A 15,543-nucleotide genomic window follows, 5' to 3' on the forward strand; every position below is an offset into this window, starting at 1 on the left:
CCACGACGATTGGGATCGCATGCTGGGAACGTTCGGTGTCTGGGGCTCGCACTACGAGTGGTCGAGCAAGATCGACCGAATCGCGGAACTGGAGGAGCTCGGCTACGGCACCTTCTGGATCGGTGGCTCGCCGGACGTCGCCCTGGCCGGGCAGGTGCTGGACGCCACGAAATCGATCACCGTGGCCACCGGCATCGTCAACGTCTGGCAGAGCGAGCCGGAGGAGGTGTCCGCCGAGTTCCACCGCCTCGCGAGCGACCGGTTCCTGCTCGGCGTCGGCGTGGGCCACCGGCAGCTCGACCAGGCCTACGAGAAGCCCTACGACAAGCTCGTGGGCTATCTCGACCGGCTCGACGTGCCGGCCGAGCGGCTGGTGCTCGCCGCGCTCGGCCCGAAGGTGCTGAAGCTCGCCGCCGACCGCACCGCGGGCGCCCACCCGTACCTGGTGCCGGTCGAGCACACCGCGCAGGCCCGCGAGGCGCTCGGTGACAAGCTCCTCGCGCCCGAGCTCACCGTGGTCGTCGAGGAGGACCCGGACGCCGCACGGGCCATCGCGCGCGAGAAGCTGGCGGTGTACTTCACGCTCACCAACTACGTGAACAACTGGCGGCGGTACGGGTTCTCCGAGGAGGACGTGAAGGGGTCGGACCGGTTGGTCGACGCGCTGGTCGCACACGGCAGCCCCGACCAGGTGGCCGAGAAGCTGCGTGCCCACGTCGACGCCGGCGCCGACCACGTGGCCGTCCAGTCGCTGAACGGCCACTACGCGGAACTGGCCGCCGCGCTGGGGCTCAGTCGCTGATCTCGACGCCGTTCCAGAACGCCACGCGGCCCTTGATCTCCGCGGCTGCCTCCTTCGGCTCGGCGTAGTACCAGGCCGCGTTGGTGTTCTCGGCGCCGTCGACCTGCAACGAGTAGTAGTTCGCGTCGCCCTTCCAGGGGCAGTGCGAGGTGTGGTCGGTCGGCTTCAGGACGTCCGGATCGACGGAGTCCAGCGGGAAGTAGTGGTTGCCCTCGACGACGACCGTGTCGTCGCTCGAGGCGATGATCTTGCCGTTCCACTGAGCGGTTGCCATGTCATCCACTATCCCCCTACCGGCGGGTAGCGCAGACCGGCTGGTCAGCTGGTACTTGATCGATCCCTCTGTGAGGGCGGCCACTGGCGCGGCCCCCTGACACAGCCTCGTAGGATGCGGGTCGACACCCGTTCAGGGCGCCTGAGGAGGACCACCGATGCCCATCGCAACTCCCGAGGTCTACGCGGAGATGCTGGACCGGGCCAAGGCGAACGAGTTCGCCTACCCCGCCATCAACGTCACGTCGTCGGAGACGCTCAACGCGGCTCTGCGCGGCTTCGCCGAGGCCGAGAGCGACGGCATCATCCAGGTCTCGACCGGCGGTGCCGAGTTCGCCTCGGGCACCAAGGTCAAGGACATGGTGACCGGCGCTGTGGCGCTCGCGGAGTTCGCACACGTGGTCGCGGCGAAGTACCCCGTGAACATCGCGCTGCACACCGACCACTGCCCGAAGGACAAGCTCGACGGGTACGTGCGTCCGCTGATCGCGATCAGCCAGGAGCGGGTGGACAAGGGCGGCAACCCGCTCTTCCAGTCGCACATGTGGGACGGCTCCGCCGTGGCTCTGGACGAGAACCTCCAGATCGCGAGCGAGCTGCTCGACCTCTCCGCCAAGGCGAAGCTCGTCCTCGAGATCGAGGTCGGCGTCGTGGGCGGCGAGGAGGACGGCGTCGACAACGAGATCAACGACAAGCTCTACACGACGCCAGAGGACTACCTGAAGACCGTCGAGGTGCTCGGCGCCGGCGAGAAGGGTCGCTACCTGCTCGCCGCGACCTTCGGCAACGTCCACGGCGTCTACAAGCCGGGCAACGTGAAGCTGCGTCCGGAGATCCTCAAGCAGGGCCAGGACGTCGTGGCGAGCAAGCTCGGCCTCGCGGCCGGCTCGAAGCCGTTCGACCTGGTCTTCCACGGCGGCTCCGGCTCGCTGCTGGAGGAGATCCACGAGGCCGTGTCGTACGGCGTCATCAAGATGAACATCGACACGGACACGCAGTACGCGTTCACCCGTCCGATCGCGGCGCACATGTTCGCGAACTACGACGGTGTGCTGAAGATCGACGGCGAGGTCGGCAACAAGAAGACCTACGACCCGCGCAGCTACCTCAAGGCCGCCGAGCAGGCCATGGCCGCCCGCATCGCGCAGGCGTGCGAGCACCTCAAGTCGTCGGGCCGCATGATCGCGGGCTGACGTCGGCTGTGAGGAGGGCCCCGGCTTCGTGCGCCGGGGCCCTCACTGCTTTCAGCGGAAGGCTTCCACGTGACGTTCGGCCCAGTCGGCGAACGTGCGCGGTGCGCGGCCGAGGACGGTCCGCACGTCCGGGCTGACCTGGGTTTCGGCTTCGGTGGGCGAGCTGAGGATGTCCAGCGTGTCGTCGGCGAGCTCGCCCGGCATCAGCTGCTCCATACCGGCCTTGGCCTCGGCTCGGGTGAGCTCGTGGAACCGCACCGGTTCGCCCAGGGCCTTCGCGATGGCGGCCGTCTGCTCCTTCGGCGTGATCACCTCCGGGCCGGTCAGCTCCAGGACGCCGTTCGCGTCGCCCAGCAGGCAGGCGGCCGCGACCTCGGCGATGTCCGCCGGGTCGACGACCGGCACACCGACGTCCCCGAACGGCGCGGCGACGGTCCGGTGCGCGCGGACGGACTCCGCCCACCACAGTGCGTTCGACGCGAACCCGCCCGGCCGCAGGACCGTCCAGTCCACCCCGGACTCCCGCAGCACGTCCTCCAGCCCGCGCATCGCGATCCGCGTCGTGCCGAACGGCCTGGTCCGCACACCCAGCGAGGACAGCAGCACCACGCGACCCACCCCGTGTGCCGCGGCTCGTCCGACCAGCTCGGCCGGGTTCGCCCCGACCGCGTGCAGGTCACCGGACAGCAGGAGGAACAACGCCTTCGCGCCCGTGAGGTCCAGGCTCGCCGGATCGGCGAGGTCGGCCACCTGGTGCCGCACGCCGTCCGGCACCTCCGCCGCGTGCCGCGACACGGCCGTCACCTGCTCGCCCGCCCGGACCAGCGCGCGGGTGAGTGGCCTGCCGATGTTTCCGGTCGCCCCGGTCACCACGATCATGAACAGCTCCTTCGTCGTTGTGGGCACGACGCTAGGAACCGGGCTTACATTTTGTAAGGACGTACCTGGAGGTAAGCTCCCGACATGCCGGGAGGGTTGCAGTTCACGCGTAACGAGATGACAGAGCGGTATGAGGTGTTTCACACCGACTGCCCCGCTCGCGAGATGGTCGACCACGTCACCAGCAGGTGGGGCATCTGGGTGCTGATCTCCCTGCAGACCAACGACCTCAGGTTCTTCGAGCTGCGCGAGAGCATCCGCGGCATCAGCGAGAAGATGCTCTCCCAGACCCTGCGCGGCCTCGTCGAGGACGGCCTGATCTGGCGGAAGGTGGAGCCGACGACGCCGCCCCAGGTCACCTACGGGTTGACCGAGTTCGGGCGGGACGTCGGCGAGCCCCTCGCCGACCTGTTCGGCCGGATCACCAGCAGGCTGTCAGCCCAGCTTCAGTCTTGACGCGATCATCTGCGTCTCCGGCCGGCGGACCACCATGTCCCCGGCCGTCCACAGCACAGCGAGCAGCACGGCCGTGACCGCCGCCGACGAGAACGAGATCGGCGGCCCCCACAGGTACTGCTGCTGGAACCAGATGCCGACGTACCCGACGGTCGTGACGGCCGCCGACCCGAGCACGGCCGCGGCCGGCGTCGGCATCTTGACCGCGTGCGCCGCGTCGATCGCAAGCGCCACGAGGATCAGGAACAGCGGAACGGCGGACTTCGGGAAGTCCATGCCCGCGAGCAACGGCCAGATCAGGCACCGGTACGCGACATAACCACCCGCGACGACCGTGGCGGTCCACGGCCGGTCGAGCGTGCGCCGCGCGATCACCAGCACGATCGCCGCCGCGACCAGGCCCCACACCGGGTACACCCAGTCCGCGATCGGCAGCGCGAAGTTCACGAGGGCCTCGCGCCCGACCGGGACACCGAGCTGGTCCGCGGCGAACTGCAGCAGGATCGGCTCGGCCTCGGGCTTGCCGCTGTCCCAGGCCAGCAACGCGCGCACGCCGTACTCCTGGTGCTGGTTGGGGAACCAGACGTTCTCCAGGAAGAAGAACCACAGCGCGACGAGCCCGAACGTCCTGGCGTTGCCGTTCGGGAAGAACTTGATCCACCCGCGGATCGCGCCGGCGAGCATCACCGCGGTGCCCAGGTAGAGCAGCGCGTGCGACCCGCTCCAGCTCGTGATGTCGAGCCCGTTGATCCGGTGGTTGATGATGTCGATCGGCAGGGCGACGAGGAAGATCCCGCACCCGACCTGCATCAGCCGCAGCGTCAGCTTGTCGACCCCGTACCCGGTGAACGTGTGGAACAACGTCAGCCCGACCACGATCACCGTGCCGACCGTGTTGATCAGATGCGGCGGCGCCAGGTCGTCGCGCAACCACTTGAAGTGCCACGAGACGTCCCACGACGACCCGATCAGCTTGAGCAGCAGACCGACGAGCCACAGCTGGTAGAGCTGCTTCGTGAGCACCGCCGGTGTCTCCCTGCCCGGCGCGCCCCGCTCCCAGTAGCGCTCCCGGAACTGTCGTACCCCCTGAACCATCCGGACATCATGAGCGGTGGTCACGTCTCCAGGTAGGCGGGATGCCCCTGGTTTTACCCTGATGTTGCCGATTCGTAGGCACGACCGGGTGAACGCCGTTGATCTGCCCGGCCGTGCCGGGAAGCATGCACGGCCATGGCCACGAAGATCGTCGCAGGAGTGCTCGTCACCGCTTTGCTGCTGGCCGTTGTGGCCGCCGTCATGAGGGTGTTCGTGTAGCTGGACCGGTGAGTGGGGCACGATGGGCCGCATGCGTGACAACCTCCTCGGGCCGGAGCCGACCCGTCTACCCGAGCGCCCTGAGGCGCAGGCCGCCGCTGACGGCGGCACCGATCCCGGCAAGATCGTCCGGGCCTACCCGGACTTCTCCGAGGCGTGGGCCCTGCTGGCCGAACGTGCACTGCACGCCGGCGATCCCGTCGCCGCCTACGCGTACGCCCGGACCGGCTACCACCGCGGGCTCGACCAGTTGCGGCGGTCCGGGTGGAAGGGCTTCGGGCCCGTGCCCTGGGAGCACCGGCCCAACCAGGGGTTCCTGCGGGCCCTGGCCGCGCTGGCCCGCGCTGCTCGGGACATCGGGGAGGACGAGGAGTGGGAGCGGTGCTCCAAGTTCCTCGCCGACTCGGACCCGGAGGCCCCTGCCGCGCTGGGACTGGTCTGACGATCTTGTCGGCCCCGTGAGTACGTTGTGATGTAGGGGTTCCCAGACCGGGGGACGCCTGCGTCAGCGTGGGTCGCCCAAGCAGAGATCCGTGTCGCCGCGGGTGCTGCTGGTTGCGTCGCTGGTGATCGTTCTGGCGTTCTTGCTGGTCACGGTCGGGAGCGGATCGGCGCGGAGTTCGCGCCGGTTCCCAGACCGGGAGGACGCCTCAGCAGGGCTCCGCGCCGCCGCAGCTGTTGGTTGTGTCGGCGGTGATCATCCTGGCGTCCTGGTCACGATCAGAAGCAGACCGGCGCGAAGGAATCCACACCGGTTCCCCAGGCCGGGGGGCGCGTCAGCGCGGCCGCTCAACCAACGAACCGCGTCACCGCAGCTTGTGACCGGTGGCCGCGGGCTTGAGACTGACGGCGGCACAAGCGAGCGAACCAGGTCGGAGTGAGCGGTGGGCGCGGTCAGGGACGCGGTGGGACGTGGGCTCACGCGGTGGCGCGGGGCCGCGTTGCCGATCGTCCAATGTGCCCTGTCCGCGGGCCTCGCGTGGCTGGTGGCGACGCTGGTCATCGGGCACCAGCACCCGTTCTTCGCGCCGATCGCCGCGGTCGTGTGCCTCGGGGTGTCGCTGGGGCAACGGCTGCGGCGGGTCGGTGAGCTCGTCGTCGGCGTCTCCGTCGGTGTCGGGGTGGGGGACGCCCTGATCGGCTGGATCGGCAGCGGGCCGTGGCAGATCGCGCTGGTCGTCGCGCTCGCGATGTCGGCGGCGGTGTTGCTGGACGGTGGCTCGGTCATCGCGTTGCAGGCCGGGAGCAGCGCGGTGCTGGTGGCGACCCTGTTGCCGCCCAGCGCCGGCGGCGGGCTCGACCGGATGATCGACGCGCTGACCGGTGGGCTGGTGGGGCTCGCGGTGGCGGCGCTCATCCCGGCGAACCCGGTCACGGTGGCGCAACGGCAGCTCAAGGCGCTGACGAACACCCTCAGCGGTGCGTTGCGGAACCTCGCCGAGGCCCTCGGCGAGAAGGACGCGGTCAAGGCCGCCGGGGTGCTGGCCGAGTTGCGGACCAGCCAGACGACGATCGACGACTACAAGTCCGCGTTGCAGACCGGCAGTGAGATCGCGAAGATCGCGCCCATCCGGTGGCGGGCGAAGTACGAGCTCAGCAGGTACCAGACGGCGGCCGGGCCGGTGGACTACGCGATCCGCAACACGCGGGTGCTGGCGCGCAGGGTCATGGCGGCGCTCAAGGCCGAGGAGCCGATTCCGGACGGGGTGCCGGAGGTGCTCGGCCACTACGCGGACGCCGTGGACTGCCTCAAGGCCGAGCTCGAGAAGGGCAAGGAGCCCAGGCAGACGAGGGAGGCCGTGCGGGACGCCGCGCGGGATCTCACCGCGCGGCGCCTCGGCGGGGAAGGGTTCTCGTCCAAGGTCGTGCTGGCGCAGATCCGGAGTGTCGCCGTGGACCTGCTGCAGGCCACCGGGCTCAGCCGGACCGAGGCGATGGAGGCGTTGCCGCCGCTCAGCCCTCCGGCCGGTGCAAAAGCCCGTGCAGAAGAGAGTGCACCTGCTCGTGATCGCGAGGATCGGCCAGAACGCACGCCGCGCCCGTGATGGCGTACCACTCCTCCGCGCCCTCGTAGCGGACCAGTGCGCGCAGCTTCCCGTCGTCGGAAAGGTCCGTGCACAGTTCGAGGTCTCCGGTGACGACGCCGACCTCGTCGGTCATCACGCCACCGGGGCCCGCCACGAAGAGCGTGGAGAGGGACGCCATCAGCACCTTCCGAGCATGCCCGTCAGTTCGGTCTTCTCCGCCGAGTTCACGCTGAGGCTCCAGCGGTACTTGGTGTGTACCCACATCTTGGCGTAGGTGCACCAGTAGGACGTCAGCGGCGGCTTCCAGGTGGCCGGGGTCTGGTCGCCCTTGGCCTGGTTGACGTTGTCGGTCACCGCGATCAGCTGCGGGCCGGACATGTCGTTGGCGAACGACTGGCGCCGCGCGGTGGTCCACGACGACGCTCCCGACCTCCAGGCGGCCGCCAGCGGAACGATGTGGTCGATGTCCACGTCGGACGCCGCGGACCACGTCGCGCCGTCGTACGGCGAGAACCAGCGGCCCGAGGTGGCGGCGCAGCTGGAGTCGGTCACGACGTTGGTGCCGTCGCGCTTCAGCACGGCCTCACGGGTGTTGCAGGTGCCCGACTGGGTGATCCAGTGCGGGAACTTGTCGCGTGAATAGCCCGTCATCGAACCGTCCGCGCGAACGGTGAGTGCCGCCAATTCCGACTTGGCCGTGGCGGCGCTGGGGATATTAGGCGGTGTCGCGAGTGCAGGGGAAACAAAACCAAAGGTGAGAGCCGCTGCGGCAACCAAAACACCAATGGTTCGGTTAACTTTTGACATCGTCCCGACCTTCCGTGTTGGAAAGTGATCGGGACCTACCCTTGGTCACGCTATGAAATTAGGCAATGCCTTCGAGTGACACCCAAGTGAATGACAAGCGGACGGCTAGACGCCTCGGACGAGCCGCAGGTCCTCGGTGTGCCGGTACCAGGTCCACTTGTCGACCGGGCGCGGGTGCTTGTGGCCGTCCAGCACGGCGGTCGTGGGGAGGCAGCCGAGCTGGAACGCGCGCGGGCGGCTCTCCTTGACCCTGGACCCGAACAGTCGCTTGTTGACGATCCGGATCCGCAGACCCAGACCGCCCTCGGTGTCCGGCGTGCACTCGATCCGCGACGCCTGGCCGCGCAGCACGTTGTCCGCGTCGCTGTAACCAACGCCACGAACCGGTGACAACACGCCGAGTCCCATCAGCACGCCGCCGACGTCGTCGCGGACGAGCGGGACGGGATCTACGTCACCGTTCAGAGCGACGTCCAGCGCCCTCGCCGGATCGGTCGACAGCCCCCAGAGCGCGGCGACGGACGAGTCGGCGACCGGCACGAAACCGAGTGCCACCGAACCGAGTTTCTCCTTGCGCAGCAACCGCAACGCCACCGCCGCGAGGTCCGCGTCCGTGCCCGCGACGACGAGCCGGTCGGTGTCCAGGTGAGGGTCGACGTGGTCCTTGCCGGGGCGGGCAGGGACGACCTGCACACCGTCACGTTGAGTGATCATTGGCAACTGCGTGTTTCCGCAGGCCAACACGATTCCGCGCACGGTCATCTCCTGGTCTACCCTCGCTTACCGGCATTCCCTTGAACCAGTCCAAGTGCTTGGAGTTTCACATGCCGGCCGTCGTGCTGATCGGTGCCCAGTGGGGCGATGAGGGCAAGGGCAAGGCCACCGACATCCTCGGTGAGCGTGTCCAGTGGATCGTTCGCTACCAGGGCGGCAACAACGCGGGTCACACCGTCGTCCTCCCGGACGGTCAGAAGTTCGCCCTCCACCTGATCCCCTCCGGCATCCTCACGCCCGGTGTGAAGAACGTCATCGGCAACGGTGTCGTCGTCGACCCCGGCGTGCTGCTCACCGAGCTCGCGGGCCTGGAGGAGAAGGGCGTCGACACCAGCGGTCTGCTGATCTCGTCGGACGCGCACTTGATCATGCCGTACCACGTGGCCATCGACAAGGTGACCGAGCGCTACCTGGGCAAGGCGAAGATCGGCACGACCGGTCGCGGCATCGGGCCCGCCTACCAGGACAAGCTCGCCCGCGTCGGCGTGCGCGTGCAGGACCTGCTGGACGAGAAGATCCTCCGGCAGAAGGTCGAGGCGGCCCTGGACTTCAAGAACCAGGTGCTGGTCAAGGTCTACAACCGCAAGGCGCTCGACCCCGACCAGGTCGTCGACCAGGTGCTGGAGCACGGTCAGCACTTCGTGCACCGCATCGCCGACACCCGCCTGCTGCTCAACCAGGCGCTCGACCGCGACGAGATCGTGGTGCTGGAGGGCTCGCAGGGCACCCTGCTCGACGTCGACCACGGCACCTACCCGTTCGTCACGTCGTCGAACCCGACCTCGGGTGGCGCGACGGTCGGCTCCGGTGTCGGCCCGACCCGCATCAGCACCGTGATCGGCATCCTGAAGGCGTACACGACCCGCGTCGGCTCCGGTCCGTTCCCGACCGAGCTCAACGACGACCAGGGCGAGTACCTGCGCAAGCAGGGCGGCGAGTTCGGTGTCACCACCGGGCGCTCGCGGCGCACCGGCTGGTTCGACGCCGTGATCGCCCGGTACGCGAGCCGCGTCAACGGCATCACCGACTACTTCCTCACCAAGCTCGACGTCCTCTCCGGTCTCGAGAAGGTGCCGGTCTGCGTGGCGTACGAAGTGGACGGTCGCCGCGTCGACGAGATGCCGATGACCCAGACCGACGTGCACCACGCCGTCCCGGTGTACGAGGAGCTGCCGGGCTGGTTCGAGGACATCTCGCACTGCCGTTCGTTCGACGAGCTGCCGGCGAACGCCAAGGCGTACGTCGAGTACCTGGAGAGCATCATCGGCGCCCGCGTCTCGGCGATCGGGGTCGGTCCCGGCCGCGACCAGACGATCGTGCGCCACGACGTCCTCAGCTGATCGCTCGTTCCTGGGCCTCGACCAGCGCGGTCTGCGCGACCTTCAACTGGTCGAGGCCCCTGAGGAACTCCTTCGCCATCGAGCCATCGTCGAAACCCTCGTCCCGGAAGACGACGAGGCACGAGCGCGTGCCGCTTTGCAACGCGCGCAACGCCTCCGTCCAGGTCGCGGCGATCTTCGCGTCCGGTGGTGCGGGGAACTCCTCCCGCAGCACCGGACCGAGCGCCTCGCACCCGGCCGCGATCGCCGCGGGGTCCTCGGCCCGCACTCCGGCGAACACCTTGTCGTTCGCCTGGACGACGGTCATGATCCGGTCCTGGCCGCCCCCGTAGAGCCAGATGGCCAGTGCTTCGTCGGTGTCCACCGCCGCTCCCGCGGGCACCGGCGGCTGCAACGACTCCGCACTCGCCGCCGCGTGCGGCCACCACGCCGCCACCGCCACTCCCAGGCCGGCGATTCCGGCCGCCCAGACCGGCCGTGAGCCGGTGTAGCCGCCCACGCGACCGTGTCCGCCCACCAGCAGGGCCGCGAGCGTTCCCAGGACCGGCAGGACCTGGTGCGGACGCGCCGCCAGGATGCTGTCGACCTCGGCGTCGTCCAGGTGCGTCAGCCAGATCGCGGCCGTCGCGGGCAGTCCGATCAGCCACGTCGTGAGCAGCGCGCCCACCCGGTCCAGGCGGGCCACCAGCACCACGACGAGCTGGACCGCCACGACGGCCAGGATCTGCCAGGCCGTGGCGACCAACGGCGTTCCCGTGGAGCCGAACAGCACGACCGCGGCGACGGCTACCACGCCGCCGGCCACACCGGCCGGGACGGCGCCGCGGGGGAACTCTCGCCGCAGCACCAGCGGCACGAGCCACAGCAGCGCCAGCGCCACCACCGTGGGCACCCGGTTGTAGTTCATCAGGAACGGAATCGCCACGGCCTTGAGGGCGATCTCGTCGGGCAACGTCTGCGCGTAGCCGTGCAGGAGGTCCATCACCGGTGTCATGTTGTTGCGCCACAGGGCACCGGCGAGCCGGACCTCGGTGAACCAGCCCAGCAGCGTGTACGCGACCACGGCGATCGACAGGCCGAGGGACCAGCCGTGCCAACGGGTTCGCGCGAGTGTCGCGCAGTGCCCGGCCCAGATCGTCACCAGCGTCGCGGTCCCGGCCAGCGCGATCGAGCCGACGACGCTGAGCGGAGTGAGCGGGAGGAGGTTCTGCGTGTCCAGCCGGTCCGCGAGCACCAGACCGAGCCCGATCGCGAGGCCGGGCAACGCGAACGTGCCGCGCCGAGCGCCGAACGCCGCGCCGCGCCAGGCGACCAGGCCGATCAGCGCCGCCACCGGGACCGCCCAGACGATCCGCATGACCAGGAACGACTCGTTGCCCGCCCGGTACCAGGTCAGGTCGCGCAGCCCGGTGACCATGTGCCACCACGCGATCTGCACGGCGAGCGCACTGCCGAGCGTTTCCCAGAAACCCGGCCGCAGCAGGGACTTCGGGTCCCGCATGACGGCCTGGCGGCTCGCGGGCGCCGGGTGGTGGCCGAGCCAGCGACGCAGCCAGCCGGTCGCCGGCAGCAGCCGGTACGGGTCGGGGTCGCCGGTCCAGCGCACCACCAGCGCGTCGGCGTGCTTCTCGCGCGCCCGCAGCACGGCGACACGGGCGGCGAAGACCAGCAGCACCAGCACGATCACCCGCCACAGCACGCTGAAGGCGAACCAGTCGCCGGGCAACTCCGGCAGCCGCCACGGCGTGAGGGACAGCAGGAACGGGTTGAACAGCGTGAGCACGTAAGGCGCCAGCACCGCGACGGCGAAAGCGCGCCAGATCGCCAGCGTGGCGTAGGTGATCGTGACGTCGTTGCGGACGTGCGCGAGCTCGTGCAGCACGATCGCGCGGAACGTCTCAGGTTCGGTGCGGCACAACGTCACCATGCCGGCGTTGAGCGCGACGTACTTGCGGCGGTGGGTGCCGAACGCGACGCCGCCCGCGCGGGGTTTCGTAGGGTCGAGCAGGAACGTCGGAGCCTTCGCGAGCCCAGCCTCCGTGACCAGTTCGGCGAGCGGTGCGACCAGCTCCTCGGGAACGGGCGACAGGCCGCGCCGGTGCCGAAACCACGCCGGCCGCAGCAGGTAGATCAGGCACGCCACCGCGAAGAGCAGCACCAGCCCGCCGGCGAGCCACACCGCGCGGCCGCCGAGGAACGTCGCCATGCACGCGCGATAACCGTCCCATTTGGACTCGTCGGGGTCAACCTCCAGCGTCGACGTGAGGTAGAGGCCGGACCGCACCTGGCACCGGGCGTTGTCGAGCGAGGTGGCCACCGGCCACACCGACGCGTACTGACCGAAGATCTGCAACGTGGTCGCGACCGCCAGCAGCACCAGCGACGCGAACCGGAGCGTGGTGCCCGAAGGCACCCTCGGTCTCTCCCCCTCTTGATCCATGCCTGAATGTTGATCGCTGCACACCCGTGCTGTCACTCTGCCGTTGGCCTGGTTCGGTGCGGCGTGCGGCCCCTGCCCGCGCAACGCGGGTTGCTCGACGTGGACCGCACGCTCACACTCGCCGGCGTCTGATCTCTCAGCGCTTGACCTTGGCCTCGACGGCCGTGTCGGGGTTGTCCGCGAACACGCCGTCGATGCCGGTCCGGAAGAACACGTCGTACTCCTCGAAGGCCCGGCCGTACGCGGCCGGGTCGGTCGAGGACCGGAAGTCGGCGGGCAGGAACGAGTTCTCGTTGCGGAACGTCCAGGAGTGCACGGTCAGGCCGACCCGGTGCGCATCCTTGACCACCGTCGTCGGCGCCTTCAGGAACCCGTTGGCGTCACGCGGGATGATGACGTCCTTGGCCAGGCCGACGCCGTCCGCGTACGACCTGATCTCCCGCAGACCGGCCGGCGTGACCAGGTCGGCGTAGGTGCGCTTGTCGCCCGCCACGATGAAGTCGTACGGCGCGCCGGAGGCGTTGACCAGCTGCACGATCGGCACCCGCAGCGACCTGTTGAGCTCCTTGAGGTTCGCGACCTCGAACGACTGCACGTAGACCTTGGCGCTGCGGCGGTTGAGGCCGTTGCGGTTCAGCACGTCGACGAGCTTCGGCTCCAGCGCGAGACCGATCGACTGGAAGTACGTCGGGTGCTTGGTCTCCGGGTAGATGCCGATCTCGCGGTGCAGCTCGCGCGACAGGCGCTTCGAGAGGTCGATGACCTCCTGCAGCGTCGGTACCTCGAAGCGGCCGTCGTAGAGGGTGTTGCGCGGCCGGATCGCGGGGATGCGTTCCTTGGCGCGCAACGTCTTCAGCTCGGCCAGCGTGAAGTCCTCGGTGAACCAGCCGGTGATCGCGGCGCCGTCGATGACCTTGGTCTTCCTGCGGTCGGCGAACTGCGGCCTGGCCGAGACGTCCGTGGTGCCGCCGATCTCGTTCTCGTGCCGGGCGACCAGCTTGCCGTCCTTGGTGGGCACCAGGTCCGGCTCGATGAAGTCGGCGCCCATGCGTGCCGCGAGCTCGTATGCCGCGAGTGTGTGCTCCGGCCGGTACGCCGACGCGCCGCGGTGCCCGATGACGATCGGGCCCTTGTCGTCGTGTGCGGACGCGGAGGGCAGGGACGCCACCACCGCACCCGCGAACACGAGGACCACGGTGACCAGACCTCTGCGTCGAACCCTCTTGGGATGCATCGCTTGACCTCCCGTTTCGTGTTGAGAGCGCACCCAAGCATCGCAACACGAAAAGCAGGTGAACGGTTACTCACGAGACAGTGCGGCTTCCTCCAGGTCCAACTCCCGCAGCACGCGGAACAGCACCTCGTCGTCGATCTCGCCGGAGTCCCTGGCCCTGACGAACTCGTCACGTTCGGCGCTGAGCATCACCCGCCGCAGCCTCCGGTACGCGGCCGCCGGGCTCTCCTGGTCCTGGCGCCCCAGCCGTTCCCACGCGGCGTTGCCCCGGTGCTCGGCGAGCGAGCGCAGCTGGGCGCGCACGTGGTCGGGAACGTCCCCGACCTGGTCGTCCAGCCTGGTCACGGCCGCCTGAGCGGCCCGGTGCTGCACCTGGGCCTCGGCCAGCGCGTCCGTGCGGGCGTCGTCGCCCTCGAAGCCGATCTTGTTGATCAGCCAGGGCAGCGTCGTGCCCTGCAGCAGCAGGGTCGAGACCGTGACGACGAAGGCGCAGAACACGATGACGTCGCGGCCCGGCACGTTCTCCGGGATCGCGGCGGCCGCGGCGAGCGTCACCACGCCGCGCATGCCCGCCCACGCGATCACCGTCACCTGACCGACGTGCGGCTGGCGTTCGCGCTCGCGCAGGCGTTTCGACAGGTACCTCGGGATGTACGCGGCCGGGTACATCCACACGAACCTGGCCAGGATCGTCGCCAGCAGCACGGCCCCGGCGCCCAGCAGCAGGCCGGCGTCCAGGTCGACGTCGGAGACGATCGCCGACACCTGCAGTCCGATGAGCGCGAAGACGAACGACTCCAGCAGCACGTCCACCGACCTCCACACCGCCGCGTCCTGCAGCCGCGTCGAGTACTTGCCGCGCGGGGCGTTGTGCCCGATGTACAGGCCCGCGACGACGACCGCGAGCACACCGGAGACGTGCGCGACCTCCTCGGCGATCAGGTAGGCGCCGAACGGCACCAGCAGCCCCAGCGCGCTCTCCAGCACGCCCTCGCAGAGCCGCTTGCGCAGGAACCTGACCACGACGCCCACGACCAGGCCGACGGCGATGCCACCCGCCGTGACCAGCAGGAACAGCCCAACACCCTCGACCGGGTGCATGGCGGCGCCCGCCGCGGCCGCCACCGCGACCTTGAACGCCGTCAGCGCCGTCGCGTCGTTGATCAGGCTCTCGCCGACGAGCAACGTCATCGCGCGGCGCTGCAGGCCGAGCTTGCGCCCGATCGCGACGGCGGCGACGGCGTCCGGTGGCGCCACGACCGCGCCCAGGACCAGCGCCGCGGCGAACGGCAGGTCCGGGAAGACCAGGTTGGCGGTCACGCCGACGACTAACGTCGTGAACAGCACCAGCCCGACCGCGAGCAGGCCGATCGGCCGCAGGTTCGCGCGGATGTTGAGGTACGAGCTGTCCAGCGCGGCGCTGTAGAGCAGCGGCGGCAGCACCACCAGCAGGATCAGGTGCGGGTCGAGCTCGAACTCCGGCACGCCCGGGATGAACGACACCACGAGCCCGACCGCGACCAGCACCAGCGGCGCCGAGAAGTTCAGGCGCCGGGCGATGGACGTGACGACCAGCGCCCCGAGCAACAGCAGCAGAAGTTCAGGCCCGTGCATGGCGCTCATTCTGCGGAATGATGGAAGGCATGACCTGTTCGCACGTGGAGACGCTGCCCCCGTCGGTGGCGCCGGAGTCGACCGAGGGCTGTGTCGACTGCCTCGCTCTGGGTGAGCACAACTGGGCTCACCTGCGGATCTGCCTGTCCTGCGGGCACGTGGCGTGCTGCGACTCCAGTCCCGCCAAGCACGCGACCGCGCACTTCGGCTCGTCCCGGCATCCGGTCATGCGCTCGTTCGAGCCGGGCGAGGACTGGCGCTGGTGCTATGTGGACAGTGCGATCGTCTGAGCTCGGTCCTGGAGGACTTTGCAGTCCCTTTGGATTGATCCACTGCCCCTGTGATGGCCCCCACAGTACGGTTCGAGCGTGGCCAACCCGGACCTCGCCC

At 69.3% G+C, this 15,543-nt stretch carries 16 protein-coding genes; 7 read left to right on the forward strand and 9 right to left on the reverse strand.

The window, feature by feature from the left end; genetic code table 11:
* Positions 1-19: 19 nt before the first annotated feature.
* Positions 20-802, forward strand: a complete 783-nt coding sequence (locus ACRSBM_RS41420; RefSeq protein ID WP_434452163.1) for an LLM class F420-dependent oxidoreductase — start codon at positions 20-22, stop codon at positions 800-802.
* Here ACRSBM_RS41420 and ACRSBM_RS41425 read toward each other — a convergent pair.
* Positions 792-1,076, reverse strand: a complete 285-nt coding sequence (locus ACRSBM_RS41425; RefSeq protein ID WP_434452165.1) for a DUF427 domain-containing protein — start codon at positions 1,074-1,076, stop codon at positions 792-794. The two genes, ACRSBM_RS41420 and ACRSBM_RS41425, sit on opposite strands and share 11 nt — an antisense overlap.
* 157 nt (positions 1,077-1,233) lie before the next feature.
* Here ACRSBM_RS41425 and fbaA point away from each other — a divergent pair, with 157 nt between their 5' ends.
* Entirely contained in the window at positions 1,234-2,268 is a 1,035-nt protein-coding gene (gene fbaA / locus ACRSBM_RS41430; protein WP_434452166.1) for a class II fructose-bisphosphate aldolase, read from the forward strand.
* A 51-nt stretch (positions 2,269-2,319) separates the two neighbouring features.
* On the opposite strand, the gene ACRSBM_RS41435 is transcribed toward fbaA, so the two are convergent.
* Positions 2,320-3,147, reverse strand: coding sequence for an SDR family oxidoreductase (locus ACRSBM_RS41435; RefSeq protein ID WP_434452167.1), 828 nt, complete (start codon positions 3,145-3,147; stop codon positions 2,320-2,322).
* A gap of 84 nt (positions 3,148-3,231) precedes the next feature.
* Between ACRSBM_RS41435 and ACRSBM_RS41440 the strand changes: the two genes are divergently transcribed.
* Complete coding sequence (locus ACRSBM_RS41440) at positions 3,232-3,603, forward strand: winged helix-turn-helix transcriptional regulator (protein ID WP_434452168.1); 372 nt, start codon at positions 3,232-3,234, stop codon at positions 3,601-3,603.
* Here ACRSBM_RS41440 and ACRSBM_RS41445 read toward each other — a convergent pair.
* Positions 3,583-4,698: a hypothetical protein gene (locus ACRSBM_RS41445; RefSeq protein ID WP_434452170.1), complete on the reverse strand. Its 1,116-nt coding sequence runs from the start codon at positions 4,696-4,698 to the stop codon at positions 3,583-3,585. The genes ACRSBM_RS41440 and ACRSBM_RS41445 overlap by 21 nt on opposite strands.
* Before the next feature lie 250 nt (positions 4,699-4,948).
* Here ACRSBM_RS41445 and ACRSBM_RS41450 point away from each other — a divergent pair, with 250 nt between their 5' ends.
* Positions 4,949-5,359 (forward strand): DUF3151 domain-containing protein, encoded by a 411-nt coding sequence (locus tag ACRSBM_RS41450; RefSeq protein WP_434452171.1) that lies wholly within the window; start codon positions 4,949-4,951, stop codon positions 5,357-5,359.
* Between the two features lie 442 nt (positions 5,360-5,801).
* Positions 5,802-6,962 carry an FUSC family protein gene (locus ACRSBM_RS41455; RefSeq protein ID WP_434452172.1) on the forward strand — a complete coding sequence of 387 codons (1,161 nt, stop codon included), beginning with the start codon at positions 5,802-5,804 and terminating at the stop codon, positions 6,960-6,962.
* Here the strand turns inward: ACRSBM_RS41455 and ACRSBM_RS41460 are convergent.
* The 3 genes from ACRSBM_RS41460 to ACRSBM_RS41470 all read right to left on the reverse strand — a co-directional run bounded on the left by ACRSBM_RS41460 (position 6,871) and on the right by ACRSBM_RS41470 (position 8,465).
* Positions 6,871-7,122 (reverse strand): hypothetical protein, encoded by a 252-nt coding sequence (locus tag ACRSBM_RS41460; RefSeq protein ID WP_434453463.1) that lies wholly within the window; start codon positions 7,120-7,122, stop codon positions 6,871-6,873. The two genes, ACRSBM_RS41455 and ACRSBM_RS41460, sit on opposite strands and share 92 nt — an antisense overlap.
* Entirely contained in the window at positions 7,122-7,751 is a 630-nt protein-coding gene (locus ACRSBM_RS41465) for an HNH endonuclease family protein (protein WP_434452173.1), read from the reverse strand. The genes ACRSBM_RS41460 and ACRSBM_RS41465 overlap by 1 nt, the downstream gene beginning before the upstream one ends.
* 105 nt (positions 7,752-7,856) lie before the next feature.
* A complete protein-coding gene (locus ACRSBM_RS41470) occupies positions 7,857-8,465 on the reverse strand; it encodes a hypothetical protein (RefSeq protein ID WP_434452174.1) in 609 nt (202 codons plus the stop codon).
* Positions 8,466-8,575: 110 nt separating this feature from the next.
* Between ACRSBM_RS41470 and ACRSBM_RS41475 the strand changes: the two genes are divergently transcribed.
* Positions 8,576-9,865, forward strand: a complete 1,290-nt coding sequence (locus ACRSBM_RS41475) for an adenylosuccinate synthase (protein WP_434452176.1) — start codon at positions 8,576-8,578, stop codon at positions 9,863-9,865.
* Here ACRSBM_RS41475 and ACRSBM_RS41480 read toward each other — a convergent pair.
* The 3 genes from ACRSBM_RS41480 to ACRSBM_RS41490 form a co-directional block, all read right to left on the reverse strand.
* Positions 9,858-12,278, reverse strand: a complete 2,421-nt coding sequence (locus ACRSBM_RS41480) for a M48 family metalloprotease (RefSeq protein ID WP_434452177.1) — start codon at positions 12,276-12,278, stop codon at positions 9,858-9,860. The two genes, ACRSBM_RS41475 and ACRSBM_RS41480, sit on opposite strands and share 8 nt — an antisense overlap.
* A 163-nt stretch (positions 12,279-12,441) precedes the next feature.
* Positions 12,442-13,539, reverse strand: a complete 1,098-nt coding sequence (locus tag ACRSBM_RS41485) for a glycerophosphodiester phosphodiesterase (RefSeq protein ID WP_434452179.1) — start codon at positions 13,537-13,539, stop codon at positions 12,442-12,444.
* Positions 13,540-13,605: 66 nt separating this feature from the next.
* Positions 13,606-15,162, reverse strand: a complete 1,557-nt coding sequence (locus ACRSBM_RS41490; protein ID WP_434452181.1) for a Na+/H+ antiporter — start codon at positions 15,160-15,162, stop codon at positions 13,606-13,608.
* Positions 15,163-15,182: 20 nt separating this feature from the next.
* Here ACRSBM_RS41490 and ACRSBM_RS41495 point away from each other — a divergent pair, with 20 nt between their 5' ends.
* Positions 15,183-15,443 carry a UBP-type zinc finger domain-containing protein gene (locus tag ACRSBM_RS41495; RefSeq protein ID WP_434452183.1) on the forward strand — a complete coding sequence of 87 codons (261 nt, stop codon included), beginning with the start codon at positions 15,183-15,185 and terminating at the stop codon, positions 15,441-15,443.
* The last annotated feature ends 100 nt before the right edge of the window (positions 15,444-15,543 follow it).

It is taken from the genome of Lentzea xerophila (assembly GCF_051094245.1).
Lineage (GTDB): Bacteria > Actinomycetota > Actinomycetes > Mycobacteriales > Pseudonocardiaceae > Lentzea > Lentzea xerophila.